General features: G+C 64.3%; 22 protein-coding genes. 17 read left to right on the forward strand and 5 right to left on the reverse strand.

The features are described 5' to 3' along the window. Nucleotides 1-36: 36 nt before the first annotated feature. The 4 genes from AC5SSZ_RS20310 to AC5SSZ_RS20325 are packed head-to-tail and all read left to right on the forward strand — an operon-like array spanning nt 37 to nt 3,880. Nucleotides 37-1,107, forward strand: coding sequence for a hemin-degrading factor (locus AC5SSZ_RS20310; RefSeq protein WP_495439764.1), 1,071 nt, complete (start codon nt 37-39; stop codon nt 1,105-1,107). After that, nucleotides 1,107-1,979: a heme/hemin ABC transporter substrate-binding protein gene (locus AC5SSZ_RS20315; RefSeq protein ID WP_495439766.1), complete on the forward strand. Its 873-nt coding sequence runs from the start codon at nt 1,107-1,109 to the stop codon at nt 1,977-1,979. The genes AC5SSZ_RS20310 and AC5SSZ_RS20315 overlap by 1 nt, the downstream gene beginning before the upstream one ends. Then, nucleotides 1,976-3,079, forward strand: a complete 1,104-nt coding sequence (locus AC5SSZ_RS20320) for a FecCD family ABC transporter permease (protein WP_495439767.1) — start codon at nt 1,976-1,978, stop codon at nt 3,077-3,079. Before AC5SSZ_RS20315 ends, AC5SSZ_RS20320 begins: the two co-directional genes overlap by 4 nt. 12 nt (nt 3,080-3,091) lie before the next feature. Further along, nucleotides 3,092-3,880 (forward strand): heme ABC transporter ATP-binding protein, encoded by a 789-nt coding sequence (locus tag AC5SSZ_RS20325; RefSeq protein ID WP_495439769.1) that lies wholly within the window; start codon nt 3,092-3,094, stop codon nt 3,878-3,880. 24 nt (nt 3,881-3,904) lie between these two features. On the opposite strand, the gene urtE is transcribed toward AC5SSZ_RS20325, so the two are convergent. From urtE to urtA, 5 genes are all read right to left on the reverse strand, one after another. Next, on the reverse strand, nt 3,905-4,600 hold the full coding sequence (gene urtE, locus AC5SSZ_RS20330) for an urea ABC transporter ATP-binding subunit UrtE (protein WP_495439770.1): 696 nt from the start codon (nt 4,598-4,600) through the stop codon (nt 3,905-3,907). 3 nt (nt 4,601-4,603) lie between these two features. Continuing rightward, nucleotides 4,604-5,344, reverse strand: a complete 741-nt coding sequence (urtD, locus tag AC5SSZ_RS20335; RefSeq protein ID WP_274835402.1) for an urea ABC transporter ATP-binding protein UrtD — start codon at nt 5,342-5,344, stop codon at nt 4,604-4,606. Further along, nucleotides 5,341-6,507: an urea ABC transporter permease subunit UrtC gene (urtC, locus tag AC5SSZ_RS20340; RefSeq protein WP_274839634.1), complete on the reverse strand. Its 1,167-nt coding sequence runs from the start codon at nt 6,505-6,507 to the stop codon at nt 5,341-5,343. The genes urtD and urtC overlap by 4 nt, the downstream gene beginning before the upstream one ends. Nucleotides 6,508-6,510: 3 nt before the next feature. Continuing rightward, the gene (gene urtB, locus AC5SSZ_RS20345) at nt 6,511-8,478 is read right to left on the reverse strand and encodes an urea ABC transporter permease subunit UrtB (protein WP_495439772.1); all 1,968 of its coding nucleotides are present in this window, start codon (nt 8,476-8,478) and stop codon (nt 6,511-6,513) included. A 126-nt stretch (nt 8,479-8,604) separates the two neighbouring features. Continuing rightward, nucleotides 8,605-9,885 carry an urea ABC transporter substrate-binding protein gene (gene urtA, locus AC5SSZ_RS20350; RefSeq protein ID WP_065272255.1) on the reverse strand — a complete coding sequence of 427 codons (1,281 nt, stop codon included), beginning with the start codon at nt 9,883-9,885 and terminating at the stop codon, nt 8,605-8,607. Nucleotides 9,886-10,278: 393 nt separating this feature from the next. Between urtA and AC5SSZ_RS20355 the strand changes: the two genes are divergently transcribed. From AC5SSZ_RS20355 to AC5SSZ_RS20415, 13 genes are all read left to right on the forward strand, one after another. Beyond that, on the forward strand, nt 10,279-11,133 hold the full coding sequence (locus AC5SSZ_RS20355) for an urease accessory protein UreD (RefSeq protein ID WP_495439774.1): 855 nt from the start codon (nt 10,279-10,281) through the stop codon (nt 11,131-11,133). Nucleotides 11,134-11,151: 18 nt separating this feature from the next. Next, on the forward strand, nt 11,152-11,454 hold the full coding sequence (locus AC5SSZ_RS20360; protein ID WP_495439775.1) for an urease subunit gamma: 303 nt from the start codon (nt 11,152-11,154) through the stop codon (nt 11,452-11,454). Nucleotides 11,455-11,474: 20 nt separating this feature from the next. Further along, nucleotides 11,475-11,648 carry a hypothetical protein gene (locus AC5SSZ_RS20365; RefSeq protein ID WP_165832673.1) on the forward strand — a complete coding sequence of 58 codons (174 nt, stop codon included), beginning with the start codon at nt 11,475-11,477 and terminating at the stop codon, nt 11,646-11,648. Further along, entirely contained in the window at nt 11,645-11,950 is a 306-nt protein-coding gene (locus tag AC5SSZ_RS20370) for an urease subunit beta (RefSeq protein WP_274831600.1), read from the forward strand. The genes AC5SSZ_RS20365 and AC5SSZ_RS20370 overlap by 4 nt, the downstream gene beginning before the upstream one ends. Before the next feature lie 236 nt (nt 11,951-12,186). Further along, a complete protein-coding gene (ureC, locus tag AC5SSZ_RS20375) occupies nt 12,187-13,923 on the forward strand; it encodes an urease subunit alpha (protein ID WP_495439776.1) in 1,737 nt (578 codons plus the stop codon). A 142-nt stretch (nt 13,924-14,065) separates the two neighbouring features. Beyond that, nucleotides 14,066-14,299: a hypothetical protein gene (locus AC5SSZ_RS20380; RefSeq protein WP_274829475.1), complete on the forward strand. Its 234-nt coding sequence runs from the start codon at nt 14,066-14,068 to the stop codon at nt 14,297-14,299. Nucleotides 14,300-14,342: 43 nt separating this feature from the next. Next, entirely contained in the window at nt 14,343-14,939 is a 597-nt protein-coding gene (ureE, locus tag AC5SSZ_RS20385) for an urease accessory protein UreE (RefSeq protein WP_495439777.1), read from the forward strand. Beyond that, complete coding sequence (locus tag AC5SSZ_RS20390) at nt 14,929-15,576, forward strand: urease accessory protein UreF (RefSeq protein WP_495439779.1); 648 nt, start codon at nt 14,929-14,931, stop codon at nt 15,574-15,576. Before ureE ends, AC5SSZ_RS20390 begins: the two co-directional genes overlap by 11 nt. Then, nucleotides 15,573-16,214: an urease accessory protein UreG gene (ureG, locus tag AC5SSZ_RS20395; protein ID WP_065272248.1), complete on the forward strand. Its 642-nt coding sequence runs from the start codon at nt 15,573-15,575 to the stop codon at nt 16,212-16,214. The genes AC5SSZ_RS20390 and ureG overlap by 4 nt, the downstream gene beginning before the upstream one ends. Nucleotides 16,215-16,573: 359 nt before the next feature. Then, nucleotides 16,574-18,178 carry a glucose-6-phosphate isomerase gene (pgi, locus tag AC5SSZ_RS20400; protein WP_495439782.1) on the forward strand — a complete coding sequence of 535 codons (1,605 nt, stop codon included), beginning with the start codon at nt 16,574-16,576 and terminating at the stop codon, nt 18,176-18,178. Nucleotides 18,179-18,226: 48 nt separating this feature from the next. Then, entirely contained in the window at nt 18,227-19,675 is a 1,449-nt protein-coding gene (gene zwf / locus AC5SSZ_RS20405) for a glucose-6-phosphate dehydrogenase (protein ID WP_495439783.1), read from the forward strand. A gap of 60 nt (nt 19,676-19,735) precedes the next feature. Then, nucleotides 19,736-21,544 (forward strand): phosphogluconate dehydratase, encoded by a 1,809-nt coding sequence (gene edd, locus AC5SSZ_RS20410; RefSeq protein ID WP_495439785.1) that lies wholly within the window; start codon nt 19,736-19,738, stop codon nt 21,542-21,544. A 4-nt stretch (nt 21,545-21,548) separates the two neighbouring features. Beyond that, the gene (locus AC5SSZ_RS20415) at nt 21,549-22,196 is read left to right on the forward strand and encodes a bifunctional 4-hydroxy-2-oxoglutarate aldolase/2-dehydro-3-deoxy-phosphogluconate aldolase (protein WP_274829469.1); all 648 of its coding nucleotides are present in this window, start codon (nt 21,549-21,551) and stop codon (nt 22,194-22,196) included. The last annotated feature ends 46 nt before the right edge of the window (nt 22,197-22,242 follow it).

Consider the following 22,242-nt stretch of genomic DNA (forward strand, 5'->3'; position numbering starts at 1 on the left):
CAAACGATATGCAGACCGCCTCCGAAAGGGCCCGACATGACCACTCCGACTCCTGTCTCCGCAGAGCAGATCCGCGCCGAACGTGCTGACCATGCGCAGCTGCGCGACCGCGATTTTGCTGACAAGTTCAACATCACCGAGGCGCAGCTTGTCGCCGCCTTCAGTGGCGCGGGTGTGACCCGCATTGAAGCAAACCCCGATGTCGTCTTTCCCCGGCTGGAAGAGTTGGGCGAGGTCATGGCGCTGACCCGAAACGATTCCTGCGTGATCGAAAAGGTCGGGCGTTACAGCCACTATCAGGGTGGCGTTCACGCCTCTCTGGTGCTGACCGAGGAAATCGACCTGCGCCTGTTCCCGCGCCATTTCGTCACTGCCTTTGCGGTGGAACGTGAAGGCAAAAACGGCACCGCCCGCTCGCTGCAGTTCTTTGATGCCGCTGGAGACGCGGTGCACAAGATCCACTTGCGCGAAGCCTCCGACCTAGCGGCCTGGGACCGGATCGTCGCCGATCTGGCGCTGCCGGAACAATCCGACACGCTGGAAGTCGCGCCCCGTACCCCGCCCGAGGGTGCCAAATCAGACCCGGACAAGGTCGATGTCCTGCGCGCCGAATGGGCCAAGATGACCGATACGCACCAGTTCCTGCGCCTGTGCTCGAAACTGAAGATGAACCGTCTGGGTGCCTATCGCATCACCGGGGAGCCTCTGGCCCGCAAGCTGCCGACAGACACCGTCACCCCGATGCTTGAAGCCGTGCGCGAGCAGGAGATCGAAGTGATGATCTTTGTCGGCAACCGCGGCTGCATCGAAATCCATGGCGGCCCGGTCCGGAATCTGCGCGAAATGGGGCCCTGGCAGAACATCCTCGACCCCGGTTTCGACCTGCACCTGCGCCTTGATCACGTGGCTGAGGTCTGGGCTGTCAACAAGCCGACCAAGCGGGGCGATGCAGTGTCTTATGAGGCCTTTGATGCCGATGGCACCATCCTGTTCCAGGTCTTTGGCCGCCGCACCGACGACAATGACAGCCGCCCGGCATGGGATGCAATTGTTGCCGCGCTTCCCTCGCTCCAGGCTGAAACCCGGGCCGAGCCGGAGACCGTGTGATGTCTCTGCTCTCCCGTCTTTCCAAAGGCGCTGGCCTGTTCCTGCTCGGCACTCTTGCCGGGCAGATGGCCCTTGCCGCCCCGGCAGAACGCGTTGTCAGCGTCGGCGGATCGGTCACCGAGATCGTCTATGCTCTGGGTGAAGGCCATCGTCTGGTGGCCCGCGACAGCACCTCCAGCTACCCGGCAGAGGCCGAGGCGCTGCCCAATATCGGTTATGCCCGTGCCCTATCGCCGGAAGGTGTCCTGTCGGTATCGCCCGATCTGATCATCGCCAGCGCCGGGGCCGGTCCGGTGGAAACGCTGGATGTGCTGAAACAGGCCGATATCGCCTATGCCGAGGTGCCCGAGGTCTACTCTCCTGCTGGCGTGATCGCGAAGATCGAAACCGTGGCCGCCGCCCTTGGCGCCGAGGACAAGGCCAAGGCCCTGCTGGGTGACATTGCCCCCGACCTGGAGGCCGCCCATGCAGAGGCGCAGGCGCGCGCAGGCGATGCGCCGGTGCGGGTGCTGTTCGTGCTGTCCACGCAAGGCGGGCGGATCATGGCCGGAGGTCGCAACACCGCCGCCGATGGCATCATCCGCCTGTCGGGCGGCATCAACGCCATCGACGCCTTCGAGGGCTACAAACCGATGACGGATGAAGCGGTTTCCGCCACCGCCCCGGATGTGATTCTGGCAATGGACCGGGGCGGCGACCACGGCGTGGCGATGGAGCAGCTGGCCAGCCTGCCTGCGCTGATCCCCACACCAGCGGCACAGAACGGACGGCTGGTGCGCATGGACGGGCAGTCCTTGCTGGGATTTGGCCCGCGCACCGCTGACACGATCCGGACCCTGTCAGAAGCCTTCTACGAGGATCACGCGGAATGAGCCTGGCAGCAGAGGCGACAACCCGGAACCGAGGTCAGGCTCAGGGTCGGTCCACCGGGGCGCCGGTGGACCGTCGCCATCAGGCCCGGCGGCTGACGCTGGCGCTCGCGGCTCTGCTGCTGGTCACTTCGGTGAGCTCTCTGACCTTTGGCGCAGCGGGCACGTCGGTCTGGTCCGCCCTTGGAGATCTGATGGCAGGACGTGAATTGTCACAACTGGACCGGATCATCCTGTTCGACATCCGCCTGCCACGGCTGTGCCTTGGCATCCTCGTGGGGGCGGCGCTGGCGGTCTCCGGCGCGGTGATGCAGGGGCTCTTCCGCAATCCGCTGGCCGACCCCGGTATCGTCGGCGTCAGCGCCGGAGCGGGCCTTGCCGCGATCACCGCCATCGTGCTGGGCAGCCTGCTGCCAGCCGCCTTGCGCGACACATTGGGCAACGGTCTGGTGCCGGTCGCGGCCTTCTTTGGCGGCTGGGGATCGACGCTGATCCTTTATCGCACCGCCACGCGCGGCGGGCAGACCTCGGTTGCGACCATGCTGCTGGCCGGAATCGCCCTTGGCGCGCTGGCCGGGGCGCTGTCGGGCATTCTTGTCTACATGGCCGATGACAACCAACTGCGTGATCTGACCTTCTGGGGCATGGGGTCGCTTGCGGGCGCCACCTGGACCAAGGTTCTCGCCGCCCTGCCGGTGATCGCACTGGCCCTGTGTGCGGCGCCCTTTCTTGCGCGCGGTCTCAACGGGCTGGCGCTGGGAGAGGCCGCCGCCGGTCACATCGGCATCCCTGTGCAACGGGTGAAGAACATCGCGATCATGGCCGTCGCCGGAGCCACCGGCGCCGCCGTTGCAGTCTCGGGCGGGATCGGCTTCATCGGCATCGTGGTACCGCACCTGCTGCGTCTGGCCACCGGACCGGATCACCATCCGCTGCTGCCCAATGCCGCCCTTCTGGGGGCCACGCTTCTATTGGCCGCCGACATGATCGCGCGGGTGATCATCGCCCCCGCAGAGCTGCCCATCGGGATCGTCACCGCCGTCCTTGGCGCGCCGGTCTTCCTGTGGATCCTTTTGAAACGTCGCGCGGGTTTGGGACTTTGATTGGACAGAGACATGCAAGCCTTTGACATCACCGTAAAGCTGGGAAGCCGCACCATCCTGCACCGGGTGGATTTTGCCGCTGAACCAGGACGCGTCACCGCCATCGTCGGCCCCAATGGCTCGGGCAAGACCACGCTTCTGCGCGCCATGACCGGCGAGATCGCCCATACGGGCCGGGTGCTGCTCAATGGGCAGGACACTGCCACGCTGAAACCCTGGGAGCTGGCGGCCATCCGCGCGGTGCAGCCGCAAAGCACCAGCATCGCCTTTCCCTTTACCGTGTTGGAGATCGTGCGGCTGGGCCTGAGCGCCGGTCTGTCGGCGGGCGAAACCGAGCTGCCGATGCAGGCGCTGGAGGCGGTGGATCTGGGCGGGTTTGCCGGGCGGTATTATCAGGACCTGTCGGGGGGCGAGCAGCAGCGCGTGCAACTGGCCCGCGTTCTGACGCAGGTCTGGCAGCCAGTGGTCGATGGCACCCCGCGCTGGCTGATCCTGGATGAACCGGTGGCGAGCCTCGATATCGGCCATCAGTTCACGGTGATGGATCTGGCGCGGCGCTATGCGGCGGCGGGCGGCGGCGTGGTTGCGGTGATGCATGATCTGAACCTCACCGCCATGTTCGCCGATCACGTGGTGCTAATGCAGGCGGGCCGCATCGCTGCCAAAGGTTCCCCGACAGAGGTGCTGACGGACCAGGCGCTCGCCGAGGTTTATGGCTGCCCGGTGCCGGTCAACACCACCCCGCCCAGCGGCATGCCCTTCCTGCTGCCACAGGCGCGAAAGGCGCCGGTTTTCGCCTGAGAGCAAGGCCCTGCTAAGCGCCGGTCAGACCGAAACCCCTTCAAGCAGCGCGTCGCGCTCCACCGTGCCCTTGCGGCCCTCCAGCACCACCTCGCCCCGGCGCAGGACCACGAAGCGGTCGGCCAGATCATAGGCGAAATCGAAGAACTGCTCGACCAGGATGATCGCCATGTCACCCTGCCCCCGCAGCAGTTTGATGACCTCGCCGATCTGCTTGATGATATTGGGCTGGATGCCCTCGGTCGGTTCGTCCAGCACCAAGAGCTTCGGCTTGGTGATCAGGGCGCGGGCAATGGCCAGCTGCTGTTGCTGCCCCCCGGACAGGTCGCCGCCGCGCCGGGCCAGGAAATCCTTCAGGATCGGGAACAGCTCATAAATGTGGTCAGGGATGAAATGTTCTTCTTTCGGCAGGCAGGCAAAACCGGTCTCCAAGTTCTCCTTCACCGTCAGAAGCGGGAAGATATCGCGCCCCTGCGGTACATAAGCGATGCCCGCACGCGCCAGTTGATGCGCTGGCACCACGCCGATCTCCTGCCCGTCAAACGTCATGCTGCCGCCGGATCGTGGGTGGGTGCCGGTCACCGCCTTCATCAGGCTGGTTTTGCCAACGCCATTGCAGCCCATCACGCAGGTGACCTCGCCCAGATCGGCCTGCATGGAAATCCCGTTCAGGATGCGGCTGCGACCATAGTGGAGGGTGATATCTTTCAGATCCAGCATCGCTCAGCGCCCCAGATAAACATCGATAACTTCGGGATCGGAGGTCACGTGATCCAATCCCCCTTCTGCCAGCACCGCGCCCTCGTGCAGCACCGTGACCTTGCAATTGAGGCGCCGCACGAACTCCATATCGTGTTCGACGACGACCACGGCGCGAGTCTTGGCCGCCTCCACCAGCAGATCAGTGGTATGTTCGCGTTCCTCCGGCGTCATGCCCGCCGCAGGTTCATCCACCAACAAAAGCCGCGGCTCCTGCGCCAGAAGCATGCCGATCTCGAGCCACTGCTTCTGGCCGTGGGACAGCTCTCCGGCGATCCGGTCCAGCTGGTCCGCAAGGCCAACCTCTGCCGCCAGTTCCTCGACCCGCGCAGTATCGGCGTCTGAGGCGCGAAACAGCAGCACCGCGATCACCCAGCGATCCTTTTTCAGGGCCATCATCAGGTTGTCGCGCACCGACTGGTCCTCGAACACCGTGGGTTTCTGGAACTTGCGTCCGATCCCCTGCCGCGCGATCTGCGCCTCGTCCATGTCCAGCAATGATACGGATTTTTCGCCCCAGATCACCCGGCCCTCGTCTGGGCGCGTCTTGCCGGTGACGATATCCATGAAGGTGGTCTTGCCCGCGCCATTGGGACCGATCACCGCGCGCAGCTCGGCCTCAGCAATCTGGAACGACAGGTTGTTGATCGCCTTGAACCCGTCAAAGCTGACGGAGACGCCGGAGACTTCGAGAAGGGTGCTCATGTCCGGTCCTTTCGCTGCAAGAGGTCAAAGAGGCCACCGATGCCTTTCGGCGCAAACAGCGTCACCAGGACGAAGGAGAGACCCAGGATCACCTGCCACCAGTCCACCCATTTGATGGTGTAGAACCCCAGCGGGATGTCAGGCGCCTGCCCGCCGGTGAACCATGTGGACACAAGCGAAACAAAGGCCGCGCCGATTACCGCGCCATAAAGCCGCCCGCGCCCGCCGATTGCGACCCAGACCGCCAGATAGATTGAGGCAACGGGGGCCATTTCCGCCGGGTTGATGATGCCCGCCTGCGGATAATAAAGCGCGCCCGCGATGGCGGCGATGCAGGCGGTGAGGGTAAAGACCGCCAGTTTGAAGGTCTCGACCGGGTAGCCAAGGAAGCGCACGCGGGCCTCGTTGTCGCGGATGCCGCGAATGACCGATCCGAACTTGCCCGACACAACCCAGGCCGCCAGCATATAGCCAAGGCCCAGTGCCAGCGCCGAGGCCCAGAAGAACCACATCGAGACCTCTGCCTGCGGTGCCTCCACCCCCGGCAGGTTTTGGAGGCCCGACAACCCGTTGTTGCCGCGCAGGCCGGAATCGTTCTGAAAGAGGTAAAGCGCCAAGGCCAGCGTCATTGCCTGCGTCAGGATCGAGAGATAGACGCCCGTAACCCGGCTGCGGAAGGCGAGCCAGCCAAAGATGGCCGCCAGAATGCCCGGCACCAGCACCACCAGCATCAGTTGCAGCACCAGACTGTCGGCAAACATCCAGACCACGGGGAATTCGCTGCTGCCCACCACGCCGAAGATCTGGCTGCCGATGCCATCGACCACCTCGGCATCGGTCGGGGGGATGTCGCCCTGCGCCAGCGCCTCGGTGACGATCAGGCGGGTGCGTTCATACATCAGCCACATGCCGATCATGTAGCCGCCCAGCCCGAAAAAGGCGAAATGGCCCAGCGACAGGATACCCGTGTAACCCCAGATCAGGTCCATCGCGATGGCAATCAGGCAGAGGCACAGCGTCTTGCCCAGCGTTTTCACAAAACTTGTGGGGATCAGCCCGGCCCCCGGCCCCTCGGCAAACACGGTCACCAAGAGGGTGAACAGCGCAAGGATAGACAGGAAGACCAGAACGGATGGGTTCTTTGCAATGAATGACTGTCGCATGGATCAATCCCCCGCCGCGCGGCCCTTGAGGGCGATGATCCCTCGTGGGCGGAACTGAATGAAGATGATGATGAAGATGATCATGTAGGTCTGCGCCGCCAGCGTGTTCGAGGGATTCAACCACTCGATCCCCTTTTGCAGGGAGCCGATCATCGCCGCCCCGGCCAGGGTGCCGAAGATATTGCCGACACCGCCCACGACCACGGTCATGAAGCTTTGCACGATGTAATCCTGCCCAAGTTCCGACGTGACCTTGGCGAACAACCCAATAGCAACGCCCGCGATCCCGGCAATGCCCGATCCCAGACCAAAGGTCAGCATGTTCACCCGGCCCGGGTTGATCCCCATGGAGGACGCCATGCGCGGGTTCTGCGTCACCGCGCGGGTCTCAAGCCCCAGCCGCGTGCGCCGCATGATGAAGAGGAACAGCGCCAGAAAGATCAGCGCCAGTACGAAGATCGCGATGCGGATATAGCTGATCGACACCACGTCGTTGATCATCCAGGCCCCATCTAGCCAGCCGGGTGCCGTCAGCGGGCGGGCCTGCGTGCCAAAAATGTTCTTGGCCAGCTGTTGCAAGGCGATGGAAATCCCGAAGGTCGCGAGGAGGGTCTCAAGCGGGCGGTTGTAGAGATGCCGGATCACCAGCCGCTCCATCGCGACACCGGCGGCAAATGTCACCGCAAAAGCCAGCGGGATGGCGACAAGGATCGAAACCGTATGATTGGGAATGATCTGCTGCACCACATAGCCGGTGTAGGCGCCCATCATGATGAACTCGCCATGGGCCATGTTGATGACCCCCATCAGGCCAAATGTGATGGCAAGCCCGATAGCCGCAAGGAAATAGATCGAGGCGAGCGAGACCGCATCCAGCCCCAGATCCACCGCCTGATTGAGCGCAACCTTGGTGCCGATCGTCTCCAGCGCCTGTTCGGCGGCATCGGTCACGGCGGCAGAGGGCTCGGCGTAGGTTTCAAAGAACACGTAATGGCTGAGGGCGATGGTAATCGCCTCTTCGCCCACGAAAGGGTCCACCTTCCCGTCCGAGGCGAGGCTGTCGTATACCTTTTGCCGGATCATCTCGTTTGAAAGCTGCGCCAGCGGCACGCCCGCGACGCGCCCACCCTCGATATGCTCGGCGAGGGTCTGGCGCAGGGCATCGGCAGTGGTGCGCGCAGGCACGTGGCCAGCGGCAACCAACATGTCATAGGCGTCGTTGCGAGATATGCCATCTTCGCCGGGCGTCAGAGTGCGGGCGATATTGCGGTCCTCGGGCAGCTCCTCGGCAACCTCCACAGTAACCGCCACAAGCGGATTGAGGGCGGCGCGCACATCGACGCTGAGATCGTTTGAGACACCTTTGATCGCGTCGATCCGCTCTGCCTCATCGGCACCATAGGCGATGGTCAAAAGCCGCTCCAGCCGAGTCTTGCGGGCCTTCAGCGCCGGATCCTCCTCCCCCGGGATCGAGGCGCGCAGCGGCGCCAGCAGATCGGCGCCGGGGGCGCGTTCGATGGCCAGCAGTCCCTCGGCGCGGGTGGCAGGGTCAGGGTCGCTCAGTTGGAACTGCACCAGCGCGGTGGCGATCAGCGCCCGCACGCCACTGTTGGGTTTCAGCTGTTTCAATTCTTTCTTGGGATATTCTCCGGCAAGAGTGCCGTCATCCGGGCTGCTGAGGGCATAGGTCCGTTTGGCGACTTCCTCGCCCACGAAGAACAGGCCGTCCTCCTTGCGTTGCCAGATGTCCTTGTTCTGCCAGGCCTCCAGAAACCCGCGGGCCTGCGGCAGGCCACTGTCGGCAATCGCGGTGATCACCGGTCCGATGGAGGTGCGGGAACTTTTCTCGATCAGCGCCCGGTTTTCCTGCAGCAGCTGCTGCAGCGGCCCGTCGTCCCCCGCCGGGGTCTGGGCGAGGGCGATCTGACACGCGCAGAACAGCGCGAGGCACGCAAGGAATAGTCGTTTCATATCGTTGAGATCCGCTCTGAAAGATCCGCCTTGCGTGACCCACATGGGCAGGCCGCGCGGCGCGTCTGCCGAGGCGGGAACCCAACAAGGGCCCCCGCCGCGACTCTGTCTTCAAGGGTAAGAAGATCAGTAGTTCGAAAGCGTCTGAACGCAGGTCTCGGTTTCGGTGTTGTACATACCGCAGCCCAGATCCTTCCAGTCGGACTTCAGAACCGCCGATTCCGGCAGGAAGTCGGTCCATGCATCGCCCGGCACCGGATCGGTGGCGGAGATGATGTCGAACTGGCCGTCCTCCTGGATTTCACCGATCAGCACCGGCTTGGCCAGGTGGTGGTTCGGCAACATCACGGCGGTGCCGCCGGTCAGGTTCGGGAATTCCTGCCCGTACATGGCGGCGCGCACGGCATCGACATCAGCGCTGCCTGCTTCGGTCACGGCGTTCGCCCACATGTTAAAGCCGATATAATGCGCTTCCATCGGGTCATTGGTGACGCGCTCTTCGCCCATCAGCTCTTTCCACTTGGCGACGAAGGCTTCGTTGGCTTCGGTGTCCGCCGACTGGAAGTAGTTCCAGGCCGCAAGGTGGCCGACCAGGTTCGAGGTATCGAGACCCGAGAGTTCTTCCTCACCCACCGAGAAGGCCACGACCGGGATGTCATCGGCGGAAATGCCTGCCGCTGCCAGTTCCTTGTAGAAGCCGATGTTGGCGTCACCGTTGATGGTGGAGATCACACCGACCTTCTTGCCGTCGGCGCCAAGCGCCACCACGTCGGCGACGATCTTGGACCAGTCGGAATGACCAAAGGGCGTGTAGTTCACGAAGATATCGCTGTCGGCGATGCCTTTGCCCTTGAGATAGCTTTCAAGGATGTTGTTGGTCGTGCGCGGGTAGACATAGTCGGTGCCCAGCAGCGCGAATTTCTCGACGCCCAGTTCCTCAAGGAAATAGTCCGTGGCCGGGATCGCCTGCTGGTTGGGCGCAGCGCCGGTGTAAAAGACGTTCTTGGAGCTTTCCTCGCCCTCGTACTGGACGGGGTAGAACAGCAGGCCGTTCAGCTCTTCGATGACGGGCAGGACGGATTTACGGCTCACGGAGGTCCAGTTGCCGAAGATCACGTCGACATCATGCACGGTCAGCAGCTCGCGCGCCTTTTCGGCAAACAGCGGCCAGTCGGAAGCGGGGTCGACAACGACCGCTTCCAGTTCGCAGCCCAGAAGTCCGCCTTTTTCGTTTTGATCGGCCACCAGCATCAGCATGGTGTCCTTCAGCGTGGTTTCGGAAATCGCCATGGTTCCGGACAGCGAGTGCAGAACGCCCACCTTGATGGTGCAATCCTCAGCAAGACCGGCGCTTGCGCTCAGGCCCAGTGCCAGCACGCTGGCCGCAGTTTTATTCAAGAAACTCATACTTCCCTCCAGACAGGGTCAGGCCCGTGCCATCTCTTCCCTTGCGAAAGAAGGGCGGCAGCACTAGGTCAGCCCCGCAACTGTTGTTGCAAATCGTGTGGCGGTCTAACCGAGGTCCAATTCGTATGGCCGCCACACTCCCACAGCCGATGCAGGTCTTGCGCCTCGGCCTCACTCAGGTTTCTGCACCGCGGCAAACTTGGCAAACGCTAGCCGCGGCGCATCCCTGCGGAATCCCCAAATGCACAAAAAGCAGGCGACCTTTTGCGGGATCGCCTATTTTTTGATCCTGAATGCTGGCGCTCCGCCCTTTTAGCGCCTGCAAAATGGTCATTGCGCCCGGCAAAGCGCACTCTTTGGGGCAGACGACAGCGTTCCGCCATGCGTCAGGGAGTGTCAAAGATCACCGAGGCCGCCATCATATCGCGCCAGACCGCCACCCCGGTTCCGACCGCACAGCCGCGCGCCGTGGGCCGCGCGCGGGTCTCGGTCCACCACAAGGACGGTGCGGTGCGCCTGAAGGATCTGCATCAGGCGGGCGCGATGAAGCTGCTGTTTCCGCAGGGCCGCCCGAACCCCGAGGCGGTGATGGTCAATACGGCAGGCGGAATCACCGGCGGTGACCGGTTTTCGGTTGCGGCCGCCGCGCTGGACAACAGCCGCCTGACGGTCACCACCCAGGCCGCCGAACGCGCCTATCGCGCCCAGCCGGACGAGACCGGACGCATGGAGACCCGGCTTGAGGTCGCTGCAGGCGCCCGCCTCAACTGGCTGCCGCAGGAAACCATCCTGTTCAACGGCAGCCGCTTTGCCCGCCGCCTGCGCGTGGATCTGGCCGCCGACGCCCGCTTTCTGATGGTCGAACCCGTCGTCTTTGGCCGCATCGCCATGGGTGAGGCGCTGACCTCGGCCCGGTTCAGCGACCGGGTAGAGATCCGCCGCGACGGTCAGATGATCTATTATGACGGGGTCGAGCTGCGCGATGACATCGCCGCCACCCTGGACCGCCCTGCCGTGGCCGGGGGCGCCCGCGCCATGGCAGCGCTGGTCCTGGCCCATCCCCGCTCCGAAAGCTGGCTGGAGCCGCTGCGCGCGATGCTGCCGGGCACCGGTGGCGTGTCGCTGCTGGCCAAGGATCTGCTGGTGCTGCGGCTGCTGGCAGCGGATGGCTTCGACCTGCGCCAAACCCTTGTTCCCATTCTGGACCGCTTGCTGCCCGATGGCCTGCCGCGTGCCTGGAGACTGTGACAGAGAGACTGTGAGCCGATGAACCTGACCCCCCGTGAAAAAGACAAGCTGCTGCTGGCCATGGCCGCCGAAGTTGCCCGCAAGCGCCTGGCGCGCGGCGTCAAGCTGAACCACCCCGAAGCCATCGCCCTGATCACCGATGCGGTGGTCGAAGGGGCCCGCGACGGGCGCCCGGTCGCCGAGATGATGGAGGCCGGCGCCGCCGTCGTCTCACGCGATCAATGCATGGAGGGCGTGCCCGAAATGATCCACGAGGTTCAGGTCGAAGCAACCTTTCCCGATGGCACCAAGCTGGTGACCGTCCACAACCCGATCCGATAACACCCGACAGGAGAAACAGCATGAAACACCTGCCCGCTCTCGCATCCGCCATCGCGCTCACCGCTGGTCCGGCTCTGGCCCATGGCGGGGCACACCTGCATCCGCACGGCTCGGAAAGCTGGCTGCCCGTGATCCTGGCCGCACTCACCGTTGGCGGTGCTGCCGCTCTGGCCTACGTGCGGTCGCGCAAATGATCCCCGGTGAGCTGTTTCCTGCGGCGGGGGAGCTGACCCTGAACGATGGCACCGAAGCGGTGACGCTGATGGTTGCCAATACCGGGGACCGCCCGGTGCAGGTCGGCAGCCACTACCATTTCGCCGAAACCAATCCTGCGCTGGACTTCGACCGCGCCGCGGCCCGGGGCATGCGTCTGGATATCGCTGCCGGCACCGCCGTGCGGTTCGAGCCGGGCCAGCGCCGCGATGTGGCGCTGATCCCGATCAGCGGTGCGCGCCGGATTTATGGTTTCAACCAAGAGATCATGGGGGATCTGTGATGCAGGAGGAAGGGCCTCGGCTGACCCTGGGTGGGCGCTGCTTCACCCGCCTATTCCCGCTCCCGCGCGTTACATCGCAGGTCTCGCGCTGTCCGAAACGTCGCAAACGCGCCCTCCCGTGGGGAGGGTCGGGCGCGGCCCGGCCTTGCGACCGGGCAGTCCCGTCAGCTCCTGAGATACGAGATTAACCGAGTCACCGCAGCGCGTGACCACCCGACCGGATAGGAACACCCATCATGCCCGCAAAACTTTCTCGCGCCGATTATGCCGCCATGTATGGCCCCACCACAGGGGACCGGCTGCGGCTGGCAGATACCGACCTGATCATCGAGGTAGAGCGTGACCTGATCACCGAAAGCGCGGGCGAAAATGCCCCGCGCTATGGGGAAGAGGTGAAATTCGGCGGCGGCAAGGTGATCCGCGACGGCATGGGACAATCCCAGGCCACCCGCGCGGCAGGCGCCGTGGACACGGTGATCACCAATGCGCTGATCGTCGATCACACCGGCATCTACAAGGCCGACGTCGGCCTGCGGGACGGGCGTATTCACAAGATCGGCAAGGCCGGCAATCCGGACACCCAGCCCGGCGTCGATATCATCGTCGGCCCCGGCACCGAGGTGATCGCAGGCGAAGGGCGGATCCTGACGGCGGGCGGTTTTGACAGCCACATCCATTACATCTGCCCGCAGCAGATCGAAGACGCGCTGCATTCCGGCCTCACCACCATGCTCGGCGGCGGCACCGGGCCGGCCCACGGGACATTGGCCACCACCTGCACCCCCGGTGCCTGGCACCTGGGCCGCATGATGCAGGCTGCGGACGCCTTTCCGATGAACCTGGCCTTTGCGGGCAAGGGCAACGCCTCGCAGCCCGCGGCGCTGGAAGAGCAGGTGCTCGCGGGCGCCTGCGCCCTGAAACTGCACGAAGACTGGGGCACCACACCTGCCGCCATCGATTGCTGCCTCGGCGTAGCGGATGCGATGGATGTGCAGGTGATGATCCACACCGATACGCTGAATGAGTCCGGCTTCGTCGAACACACCGTCGCCGCCATGAAGGGCCGCACCATCCACGCCTTTCACACCGAAGGCGCCGGCGGCGGCCATGCGCCGGACATCATCAAGATCTGCGGCGAAGAGCATGTGCTGCCCTCTTCGACCAATCCGACGCGACCCTTCACCGTCAATACCATCGAAGAGCACCTCGACATGCTGATGGTCTGTCACCACCTCGACAAATCCATCCCCGAAGACGTCGCCTTTGCCGAAAGCCGCATCCGCCGCGAGACTATCGCCGCCGAGGATATCCTGCATGACATGGGCGCTTTTTCGATCATCGCCTCCGACAGTCAGGCGATGGGCCGGGTGGGCGAGGTGCTGATCCGCACCTGGCAGACCGCCGACAAGATGAAGAAGCAGCGCGGCCGCCTGGCGGAGGAAACCGGCGACAACGACAATTTCCGCGTCCGCCGCTATATCGCCAAATACACCATCAACCCGGCCATCGCCCATGGGATCAGCCACGAAATCGGCAGCATCGAGGAAGGCAAGCGCGCCGATCTGGTGCTGTGGAACCCAGCGTTCTTTGGGGTGAAGCCTGAGATGGTGCTGATGGCAGGCACCATCGTCTGCGCCCAGATGGGCGATCCCAATGCCTCAATCCCGACCCCGCAGCCGGTCTATTCGCGGCCCATGTGGGGCGCCTATGGGCGGTCAGTGGAAAACTCCGCCGTGACCTTTGTCTCTGAAGCCGCACAGGCCAGCGGTCTGCGCGAGAAACTCGGACTGGCAAAGCAGACCGTCGCCGTCACCGGCACCCGCGATATCGGCAAATCCGATCTGCGGCTCAACGCCGCCACGCCAAAGATCGAGGTGAACCCGGAGACCTACGAAGTGCGCGCCGACGGCGAATTGCTGACCTGCGCCCCCGCAACCGAACTGCCGATGGCACAACGCTACTTTTTGTACTAAGGAGCACAAAAAATGAGCATTTTCAGAACGTTGCACAGAGCGCATGGCAGCCATTCCAACTGGGGCCTAGCTAGGTCAGCATTCATGCCCTACCTTGGGTGTCACTGGGAGGAGATCACAACTCAAAAAGGAGTGACCTCCAATGGCATATGCCGCACAACACACCACCGCCTCCGCCAGCGAGAAATCCGTTCTGGCGATTCTGGCAGCACCCTTCGTCGCCTTTGGTCGCGTGATGATCGCGCTGGGCGAAGCCAACACCCGCAGCCAGAAAGTTCAGCGCCTGATGGCCATGAGCGATGCAGAGCTGGCAGAGCGTGGCCTGACCCGCGACAAGATCGTTCATCACGTCTTCTCGGACGTCTACTACATCTGATTCCCGGCACCGCCGGTCTCCAATCGCCGCGCCGGGGGCTGTCATGACCGCCCCCGCGCAGCTGCCCAGCCTGATCGCCCGCCAGTATCACGGCCACAGCCATCAGCCAGAGCCCCGGGACCGGGTGGTTCTGGATTACGAAGCGCGGTTCCTGCGCCGCAAGGTTCTGAGCACCGAAACCGGTGCCCGGCTGCTGGTGAACCTGCCGCAGACGACCTCGCTGGATCACGGCGGGGTTCTGATTCTCGAAGACGGCGGAGAGATCGCCGTCACCGCCGCCCCCGAGGCGCTGCTGGAAGTGACAGCAGGCAACACGAGCGGCGCTGAACTGGTCCGGCTTGCCTGGCATATCGGCAACCGCCACACCCCCTGTCAGATCCAGCCCGAGCGCCTGCTGATTCAGCGCGATCACGTCATCCGCGCCATGCTGGAACGCCTTGGCGCCAATGTGCGCGAGGTTGAAGAGCCCTTCACGCCCGAAGGCGGCGCCTATGGGCACGGGCGCACCCATTCTCACGATCACGGTCATACGCATGATCATGGACATTCCCACGATCACAGCCACGGGCATGAGCATGATCACGGGCACAGCCATTCCCATAGCCACGATCACGCAGGCGGGCAGGCCCATGAGCATTGAACCCGGCGCCGTCCTTCTGATGCAGTGGCTCTCCCCGGCCTACCCGGTGGGCGCTTTTGCCTATTCGCACGGGCTGGAGGCTGCCTGCACCACCGGACAGGTTACCGATGGGACCGGACTGGCGGACTGGCTGGGCGATCTGCTGCTCTACGGCAGCGGGCGCAGCGATCCGATCATTCTGTCAGCTGCTTACCGCGCAGCGGATGATGTGGCCCTGTCCGAGGTGAACATGCAGGCGCGGGCCTTTGCCCCGTCGCGCGAACGCCTGGCCGAAAGCCTCAATCAGGGGCGTGCCTTTTGCCAAACCACATCCGGTGTCTGGGGCGATACCCTGCCTGACCTCACCTATCCCAGCGCCATTGGCCGTGCGGCGCGCCTGCACGGGCTGTCGCTGGACCTGACGGCGCATATGTTCGTGCATGCCTTTGTCTCGAACCTTGTGGCGGCCGGGCAGCGGCTGTTGCCAGTGGGCCAGTTGCAAGGTCAGCAGATCCTGACGGATCTCGGCCCGCTGATCCGGGAGGCCGCACAAAACGCCTGCGAGACGGATCTGGCGGCGCTGGCCGGGGCCAGCTTTGCCTCGGACATCGCCTCGATGACCCATGAAACCCAATACTCAAGGATCTTCCGCTCATGAGCAGTTTCAACGGACCTTTGCGCGTTGGTATCGGCGGCCCGGTCGGCGCGGGAAAAACCACGCTGACGGCGCAGCTGGCGCGCGCGCTGTCGCCGCATCACTCGATCGGGGTGATCACCAATGACATCTACACGCAGGAAGACGCCGAGGCACTGATGCGCATGCAGGTGCTGCCGCAGGACCGGGTGATCGGCGTCGAAACCGGCGGTTGCCCACATACGGCGATCCGCGAGGATGCCTCGATCAACCTGGCCGCCGTCGCCGAAATGCAAGAACGCCACGCGGATCTGGAGATCGTGCTGATCGAAAGCGGAGGCGACAATCTGTCGGCGACCTTCAGCCCCGAGCTGGCCGATGTGACGCTTTATGTGATCGATGTGGCCGCAGGCGAGGAAATCCCGCGCAAGGGCGGCCCCGCCATCACCCGCTCGGACCTCTTGGTGATCAACAAGACCGACCTTGCGCCCTATGTGGGGGCCTCGCTTGAGGTGATGGAGCGGGACGCCGCGCGGATGCGGGGGGCGTTGCCCTTCGTCTTTGCCAGCCTGCGCCATGACAAGGGCGTGGCGGATATCGTCGCGCATCTGTGCAGCATCGGCGGCGTCCAGTCACCGCTGCTGTTGCAAGAAACCGCATGATCCGGGCGCGCAGGACAGAAGCTCCCGCGCCTGACCTCGCCTTTGAAAAAGGCGCGTTCCGTCTTGGGCCGGGCGCTGCGCTTTTGCGCGGCGCCTGGCCCAACTGCGAGGAGGTATTCAGGAATACCCCGCAGCAGGCGGGAGCATCCGCCGCGCCACCTGCAACACAAAGAGACCGATCCAATCTGCCGAATTGACGCAGCCACGGTGGCCTGAGATAACCCGCCCGAACCTATTGCGTGCGGACATATTTACGACTATCAACGTTAGCGCTAACGATTTATGCAATTCGCATATCCAGGACCGCGCCAAGAACAAGATCAGACTCTAATCAGACCACTTGCAAGGAACCTGTTGGAATGAGTGATATCTGGGCACAGCTGGCCCGACACAGAGCCGAAGCCGCCAATACGCCGTTGCTGTCGCTGTTCGATGACGCGGACCGGTTCGATGCTTTCTCTGCCGACAGTGATGGCCTTCTCCTCGACTATTCCAAGACCTCTCTGGACCAAACGGCCCTGTCCCTGCTGATTGATCTCGCAAAGGAAACCGGTCTGCCGGATCATATCGACGCCATGTTCCGCGGCGAGCGGATCAACGCGACCGAGGGCCGGGCCGTTCTGCACACCGCCCTGCGCGCACCCGCGGATCAGAAGATCCTGGTGGATGGCACAGACGTGATGCCTCAGGTGCAGGAGACCCTGCGCCGGATGGAGGCCTTTGCCGGAGCGCTGCGCAGCGGCGAGACGAAAACCGCGATGGGCGCGGCCTTTACCGATGTGGTCAATATCGGCATTGGGGGCTCCGACCTTGGCCCGGTAATGGCGACGCTGGCCCTTGCGCCTTATCACGATGGACCGCGCTGCCATTTCGTCTCCAACGTCGATGGCGCCCATATTGCCGATACGCTGAAGGATCTCGATCCCGAAACGACGCTGATCGTCATCGCCTCCAAGACCTTCACCACCACCGAAACCATGGCCAATGCCGAAACCGCGCTCAGATGGCTGCGCGCGGCACTGGGGGATGGCGCCACCGGGCATCTGGCGGCAGTCTCCTCGGCGCAGGACAAGACCGCCGCCTTCGGCATCCCGCCCGAGCGTGTGTTTGGCTTTGCCGATTGGGTTGGCGGGCGCTATTCCATGTGGGGGCCGGTCGGCCTGCCGATCCTGATCGCCGTGGGCCCAGACAATTTCCGCACCCTTCTAAGCGGCGCCGCAGCCATGGATGCGCATTTTCAGACTGCCCCGCTGACGCAGAACCTGCCGGTCCTGCTGGGGCTGATCGGGATCTGGCACAACAACATCTGCGGCTATGACAGCCGCGCGGTGCTGCCCTATGACCAGCGCCTGTCGCGCCTGCCCGCCTATCTTCAGCAGCTCGACATGGAAAGCAACGGCAAGGGTGTGACCCTGGATGGCGAGCTGCTGACCCGCCACTCTGGCCCCGTGGTCTGGGGCGAGCCCGGGACCAATGGACAACACGCCTTCTATCAGCTGCTGCATCAGGGCACCCGCGTGGTGCCTGCAGAATTCCTGATCGCAGCCGAAGGGCACGAGCCCGAGCTTGCCCATCAGCACCGGATGCTGGTGGCCAATTGCCTGGCCCAGTCCGAGGCGCTGATGCGCGGCCGCAGCCCGGAGGAAGCGCGCCAACTGGCCGCCGAACGTGGCTTCGAAGGCGCCGAGCTCAAACGGATGACAGTGCATCTGACCTTTCCCGGCAACCGCCCGTCGGTCACCATTGCCTACCCCCGGCTGACGCCCTTTGTGCTGGGGCAGATCATCGCCCTCTTTGAACACCGGGTCTTCACCGAAGGCGCGATCTGGGGGATCAACTCCTTTGATCAATGGGGCGTGGAACTGGGCAAGGAACTGGCGCTCAGCCTGATGCCGATTCTCGACGGCGCCGACCCCACCGGCAAGGACGGCTCGACCCGGGGCCTGCTGGCAAAACTGACCTGAAGACCGGTCCGACATCAACCCGACCCGCTGCAAGGATCTGACAGACACATGGTTTCCCGCGTTATCCCCGTTCAGCCGTTCGACCTGGTCCTGTTTGGTGCCACCGGTGATCTGGCCCGCCGCAAGATCCTGCCAAGCCTGTTTCACCGCTTCCAGATCGGCCAGTTCAGCGACGACACCCGCATCATCGGCTCTTCGCGCGCCGATCTGGACCGGCCCAAGTTTCAGGAGCTGACCGCCGCCGCGATCCGCGAATTTGGCCAGCCCGGCGAAACCAACGAGGCGGATATCGCCGCCTTTATCAAGCTTCTGGATTATGTCGCGGTGGACGCCCGCGGCGATGGCGGCTGGGCCGATCTGGGCCAGCACCTGCGCGCTGATGTCACCCGCGCCTTCTACCTGTCGGTCGCCCCCAGCCTATTCACCGATATCGCAGACCGGCTCAGCGCCAGCGGCATGGTCACAGCCGAGAGCCGCATCGTGCTGGAAAAGCCCTTTGGCCACGATCTGGCCTCAGCGCGGGAGCTGAACCAGGCGCTGCGGGCGCATTTCCAGGAAGATCAGATCTACCGGATCGACCATTATCTGGGCAAGGAAACCGTGCAGAACCTAATGGCGCTGCGCTTTGCCAACTCCCTGTTCGAACCGCTATGGAATTCCTCCCATATCGACCACGTGCAGATCACCGTCGCCGAAAGCATCGGGGTCGAGGGGCGCGGCGAATATTACGACAGGTCCGGTGCCATGCGGGACATGGTGCAGAACCACCTGATGCAGCTGCTGTGCCTCACCGCGATGGAGCCGCCAGCGCGCTTCACCCCGAACGCGGTGCGCGACGAGAAGGTTAAGGTGATCGAGGCGCTGGACCCGGTGGCCCCGGATGATATCGCCCGCGGCCAGTATCGCGGCCGCAACGGTGACAGCTACCGCGAGCATGCGGGCAATCCCGACAGCACCACCGAAAGCTTCATCGCGATGAAGGTGCAGGTGGCGAACTGGCGTTGGGCCGGAACGCCCTTTTACCTGCGCACCGGCAAATGCCTGCGCGAACGCGTTTCCGAAATCGCTGTCTATTTCCGCGACCCGCCGCACAATATCTTCGAAGGCGCCGCAGGGGTGCATGGCAACGTGCTGGTGATCCGCCTGCAGCCGGACGAAGGCATCACCCTGCGCACCACCATCAAGGATCCCGGCCCCGGCGGCATGCGCCTGACCGGCGCCAACCTCGACATGACCTTTGCCGACAGCCTGCCCGATGCGGGCCGTCCGCAGGACGCTTATGAGCGGCTGATCATGGATGTGATACGGGGTAACCAGACCCTGTTCATGCGCGGGGACGAGGTCGAAGCTGCCTGGGCCTGGGCCGATCCGATCATCGCCAGCTGGGCCGACAGCGAAACCGCACCGCAGCGCTATGATCAGGGTGGCTCCGGCCCCGAGGATTCGCTGCTGCTGATGCACCGGGACGGGCGCCGATGGCGTAGTATCGGAGATTGACCCTCCCGACGCCACCGCCCCACAGCCCGCCCCGCGCAAGCCATTCGAAAGGCATCTGACATGAGCTTGAACCAGACACTCAAAGAGGTCACCGAACGGATCATCGCCCGCAGTGCGGAGACCCGCAGCGCCTATCTGGCGCGTATGCGCGCGGCACGAGGCAAGGGTCCGACGCGGGCACATCTGTCCTGTTCCGGTCAGGCCCATGCCTATGCGGCGACCGGTTCGGATCAGGGCACGCTGGCCAGTGGCAGCGCCGGACATCTAGGGATCGTCACCGCCTATAACGACATGCTGTCGGCGCATCAGCCGTTTGAAACCTACCCCACGCTGATCCGCGATGCGGTCCGCGCCAGCGGGGGCACCGCGCAGGTCGCGGGCGGCGTGCCCGCCATGTGCGATGGCGTCACCCAGGGCGAGGCAGGCATGGAACTGAGCCTGTTTTCCCGCGACACCATCGCGCTCGCGACCGGCGTTGCGCTGAGCCACAATGTGTTCGATGCGGCGGTCTATCTTGGCGTCTGCGACAAGATCGTGCCGGGTCTGGTGATCGGGGCGCAAACCTTCGGCCACCTGCCCGCGGTGTTCCTGCCTGCCGGGCCGATGACCAGCGGGCTGGCGAATGACGACAAGGCCAAGATCCGCCAGAAATACGCCGCCGGAGAAATCGGCCGGGATGAGCTGCTGAAGGCCGAGATGGCCGCCTACCATGGCCCCGGCACCTGCACCTTCTACGGCACCGCCAACACCAACCAGATGCTGATGGAGTTCATGGGGCTACACCTGCCCGGCTCCTCCTTCGTCAATCCCGGCACCCCCCTGCGCGAGGCGCTGACGGTGGAGGGCGCAAAACGGGCGCTGTCGCTCAGCGCGCTTGGCAACAATTATACGCCGGTCTGCGATGTCCTGGACGAAAAGGCTTATGCCAACGGCATCGTCGGGCTGATGGCCACCGGTGGGTCGACCAACCTGCTGATCCATCTGATCGCCATGGCCCGCGCCGGAGGAGTGATCCTTGACTGGCAGGACTTTGCGGATCTGTCGGATGTGGTGCCGCTCCTGGCGCGGGTCTATCCCAACGGTCTGGCCGACGTGAACCATTTCCACGCGGCGGGCGGGCTTGGCTATATGATCGGGGAACTGCTGAACGCGGGCTTCCTGCACCCTGACACCAAGACCATCGCAGGTGCCGGGCTGGAACAGTACACGCAGGAACCCTTCCTGACCGAGGATGGCCTGACCTTCCGCCCCGGCACCACAACATCGCTGAATGACGCGATCCTGCGCCCGGCACAGGCTCCGTTCCAGCAGACCGGCGGGCTGAAGCGTCTGACCGGCAGCCTGGGCACAGCGGTGATCAAGGTCTCCGCCGTGGCCGAGGAACACCACGTGATCGAGGCCCCCGCTCGCGTCTTTCACGATCAGGAGGAGGCCAAGGCCGCCTTCAAGGCAGGCGAGTTCACCGGCGATGTGATCGTCGTTGTGCGCTTCCAGGGCCCCAAGGCAAACGGCATGCCGGAACTACACAGCCTGACGCCCATGCTGGGCATTTTGCAGGGCAAGGGGCACAAGGTGGCGCTGGTCACCGACGGGCGCATGTCCGGAGCTTCGGGCAAGGTGCCTGCCGCCATCCACGTGGTGCCTGAGGCGCTGGACGGCGGCCCCATCGCCAAGATCAAGGACGGCGATATGCTGCGGCTCGATGCCACCACAGGCACGCTCGACGTGCTCACCCCCGGCGCGCTGGACCGCGAGGCCGCTACGGCGGATCTCTCCGCCTATCAGCACGGCACCGGGCGCGAGCTGTTTTCCCTGTTCCGCCAGGCCGTCACATCCGCCGATACCGGCGCCAGCGTTTTCGGAGACTGATCCCATGTCGATTTCACCAAAGGCAGCCAGCGCCCGCACCCGCGAGATCTGCCAGATGGCACCTATCGTTCCTGTGCTCGTGGTGCATGACGCCGCCCACGCCCGCCCGCTGGCCGAAGCGCTGGTGGCAGGTGGGCTGCCCGCGCTGGAGGTGACCCTGCGCACTCCGGCGGCCCTTGATGCCATCCGCGAGATGGCTCAGGTGCCCGGCGGCGTGGTTGGCGCAGGCACATTGGTCACCCCCGATGACGTTGCAGCAGCGGTCGAGGCTGGCGCGCAATTTGGCGTCTCGCCCGGCGCCACCGATCAGCTTCTGGACGCCTGTGAGGCCGCAGGCCTGCCGATGCTGCCCGGCGCCGCCACCGCCTCCGAAGCGATGCGCCTGCTGGAGCGCGGCTATGACATGCTGAAATTCTTCCCCGCCGAAGCCTCGGGCGGGGCGCCCGCGCTGAAAGCCATCGGCGCGCCGCTACCGCAGATCTCCTTCTGCCCCACCGGCGGCGTCAGCCCCGGCAATGCCCGCACCTACCTGTCGCTGCCCAATGTGGTCTGCGCCGGGGGCAGCTGGGTCGCCCCGGCAGACCTGATCGAGGCGGGCGACTGGGCCGGGATCACCGAACTGGCCCGCGCCGCGCGGCAACTGGCAGGCTGAGCTCCAGAACACCCACCGACAAAACAAGGGACCGAGAGCACCGGCC

The organism is Phaeobacter sp. CC-HEC084, from assembly GCF_059429255.1.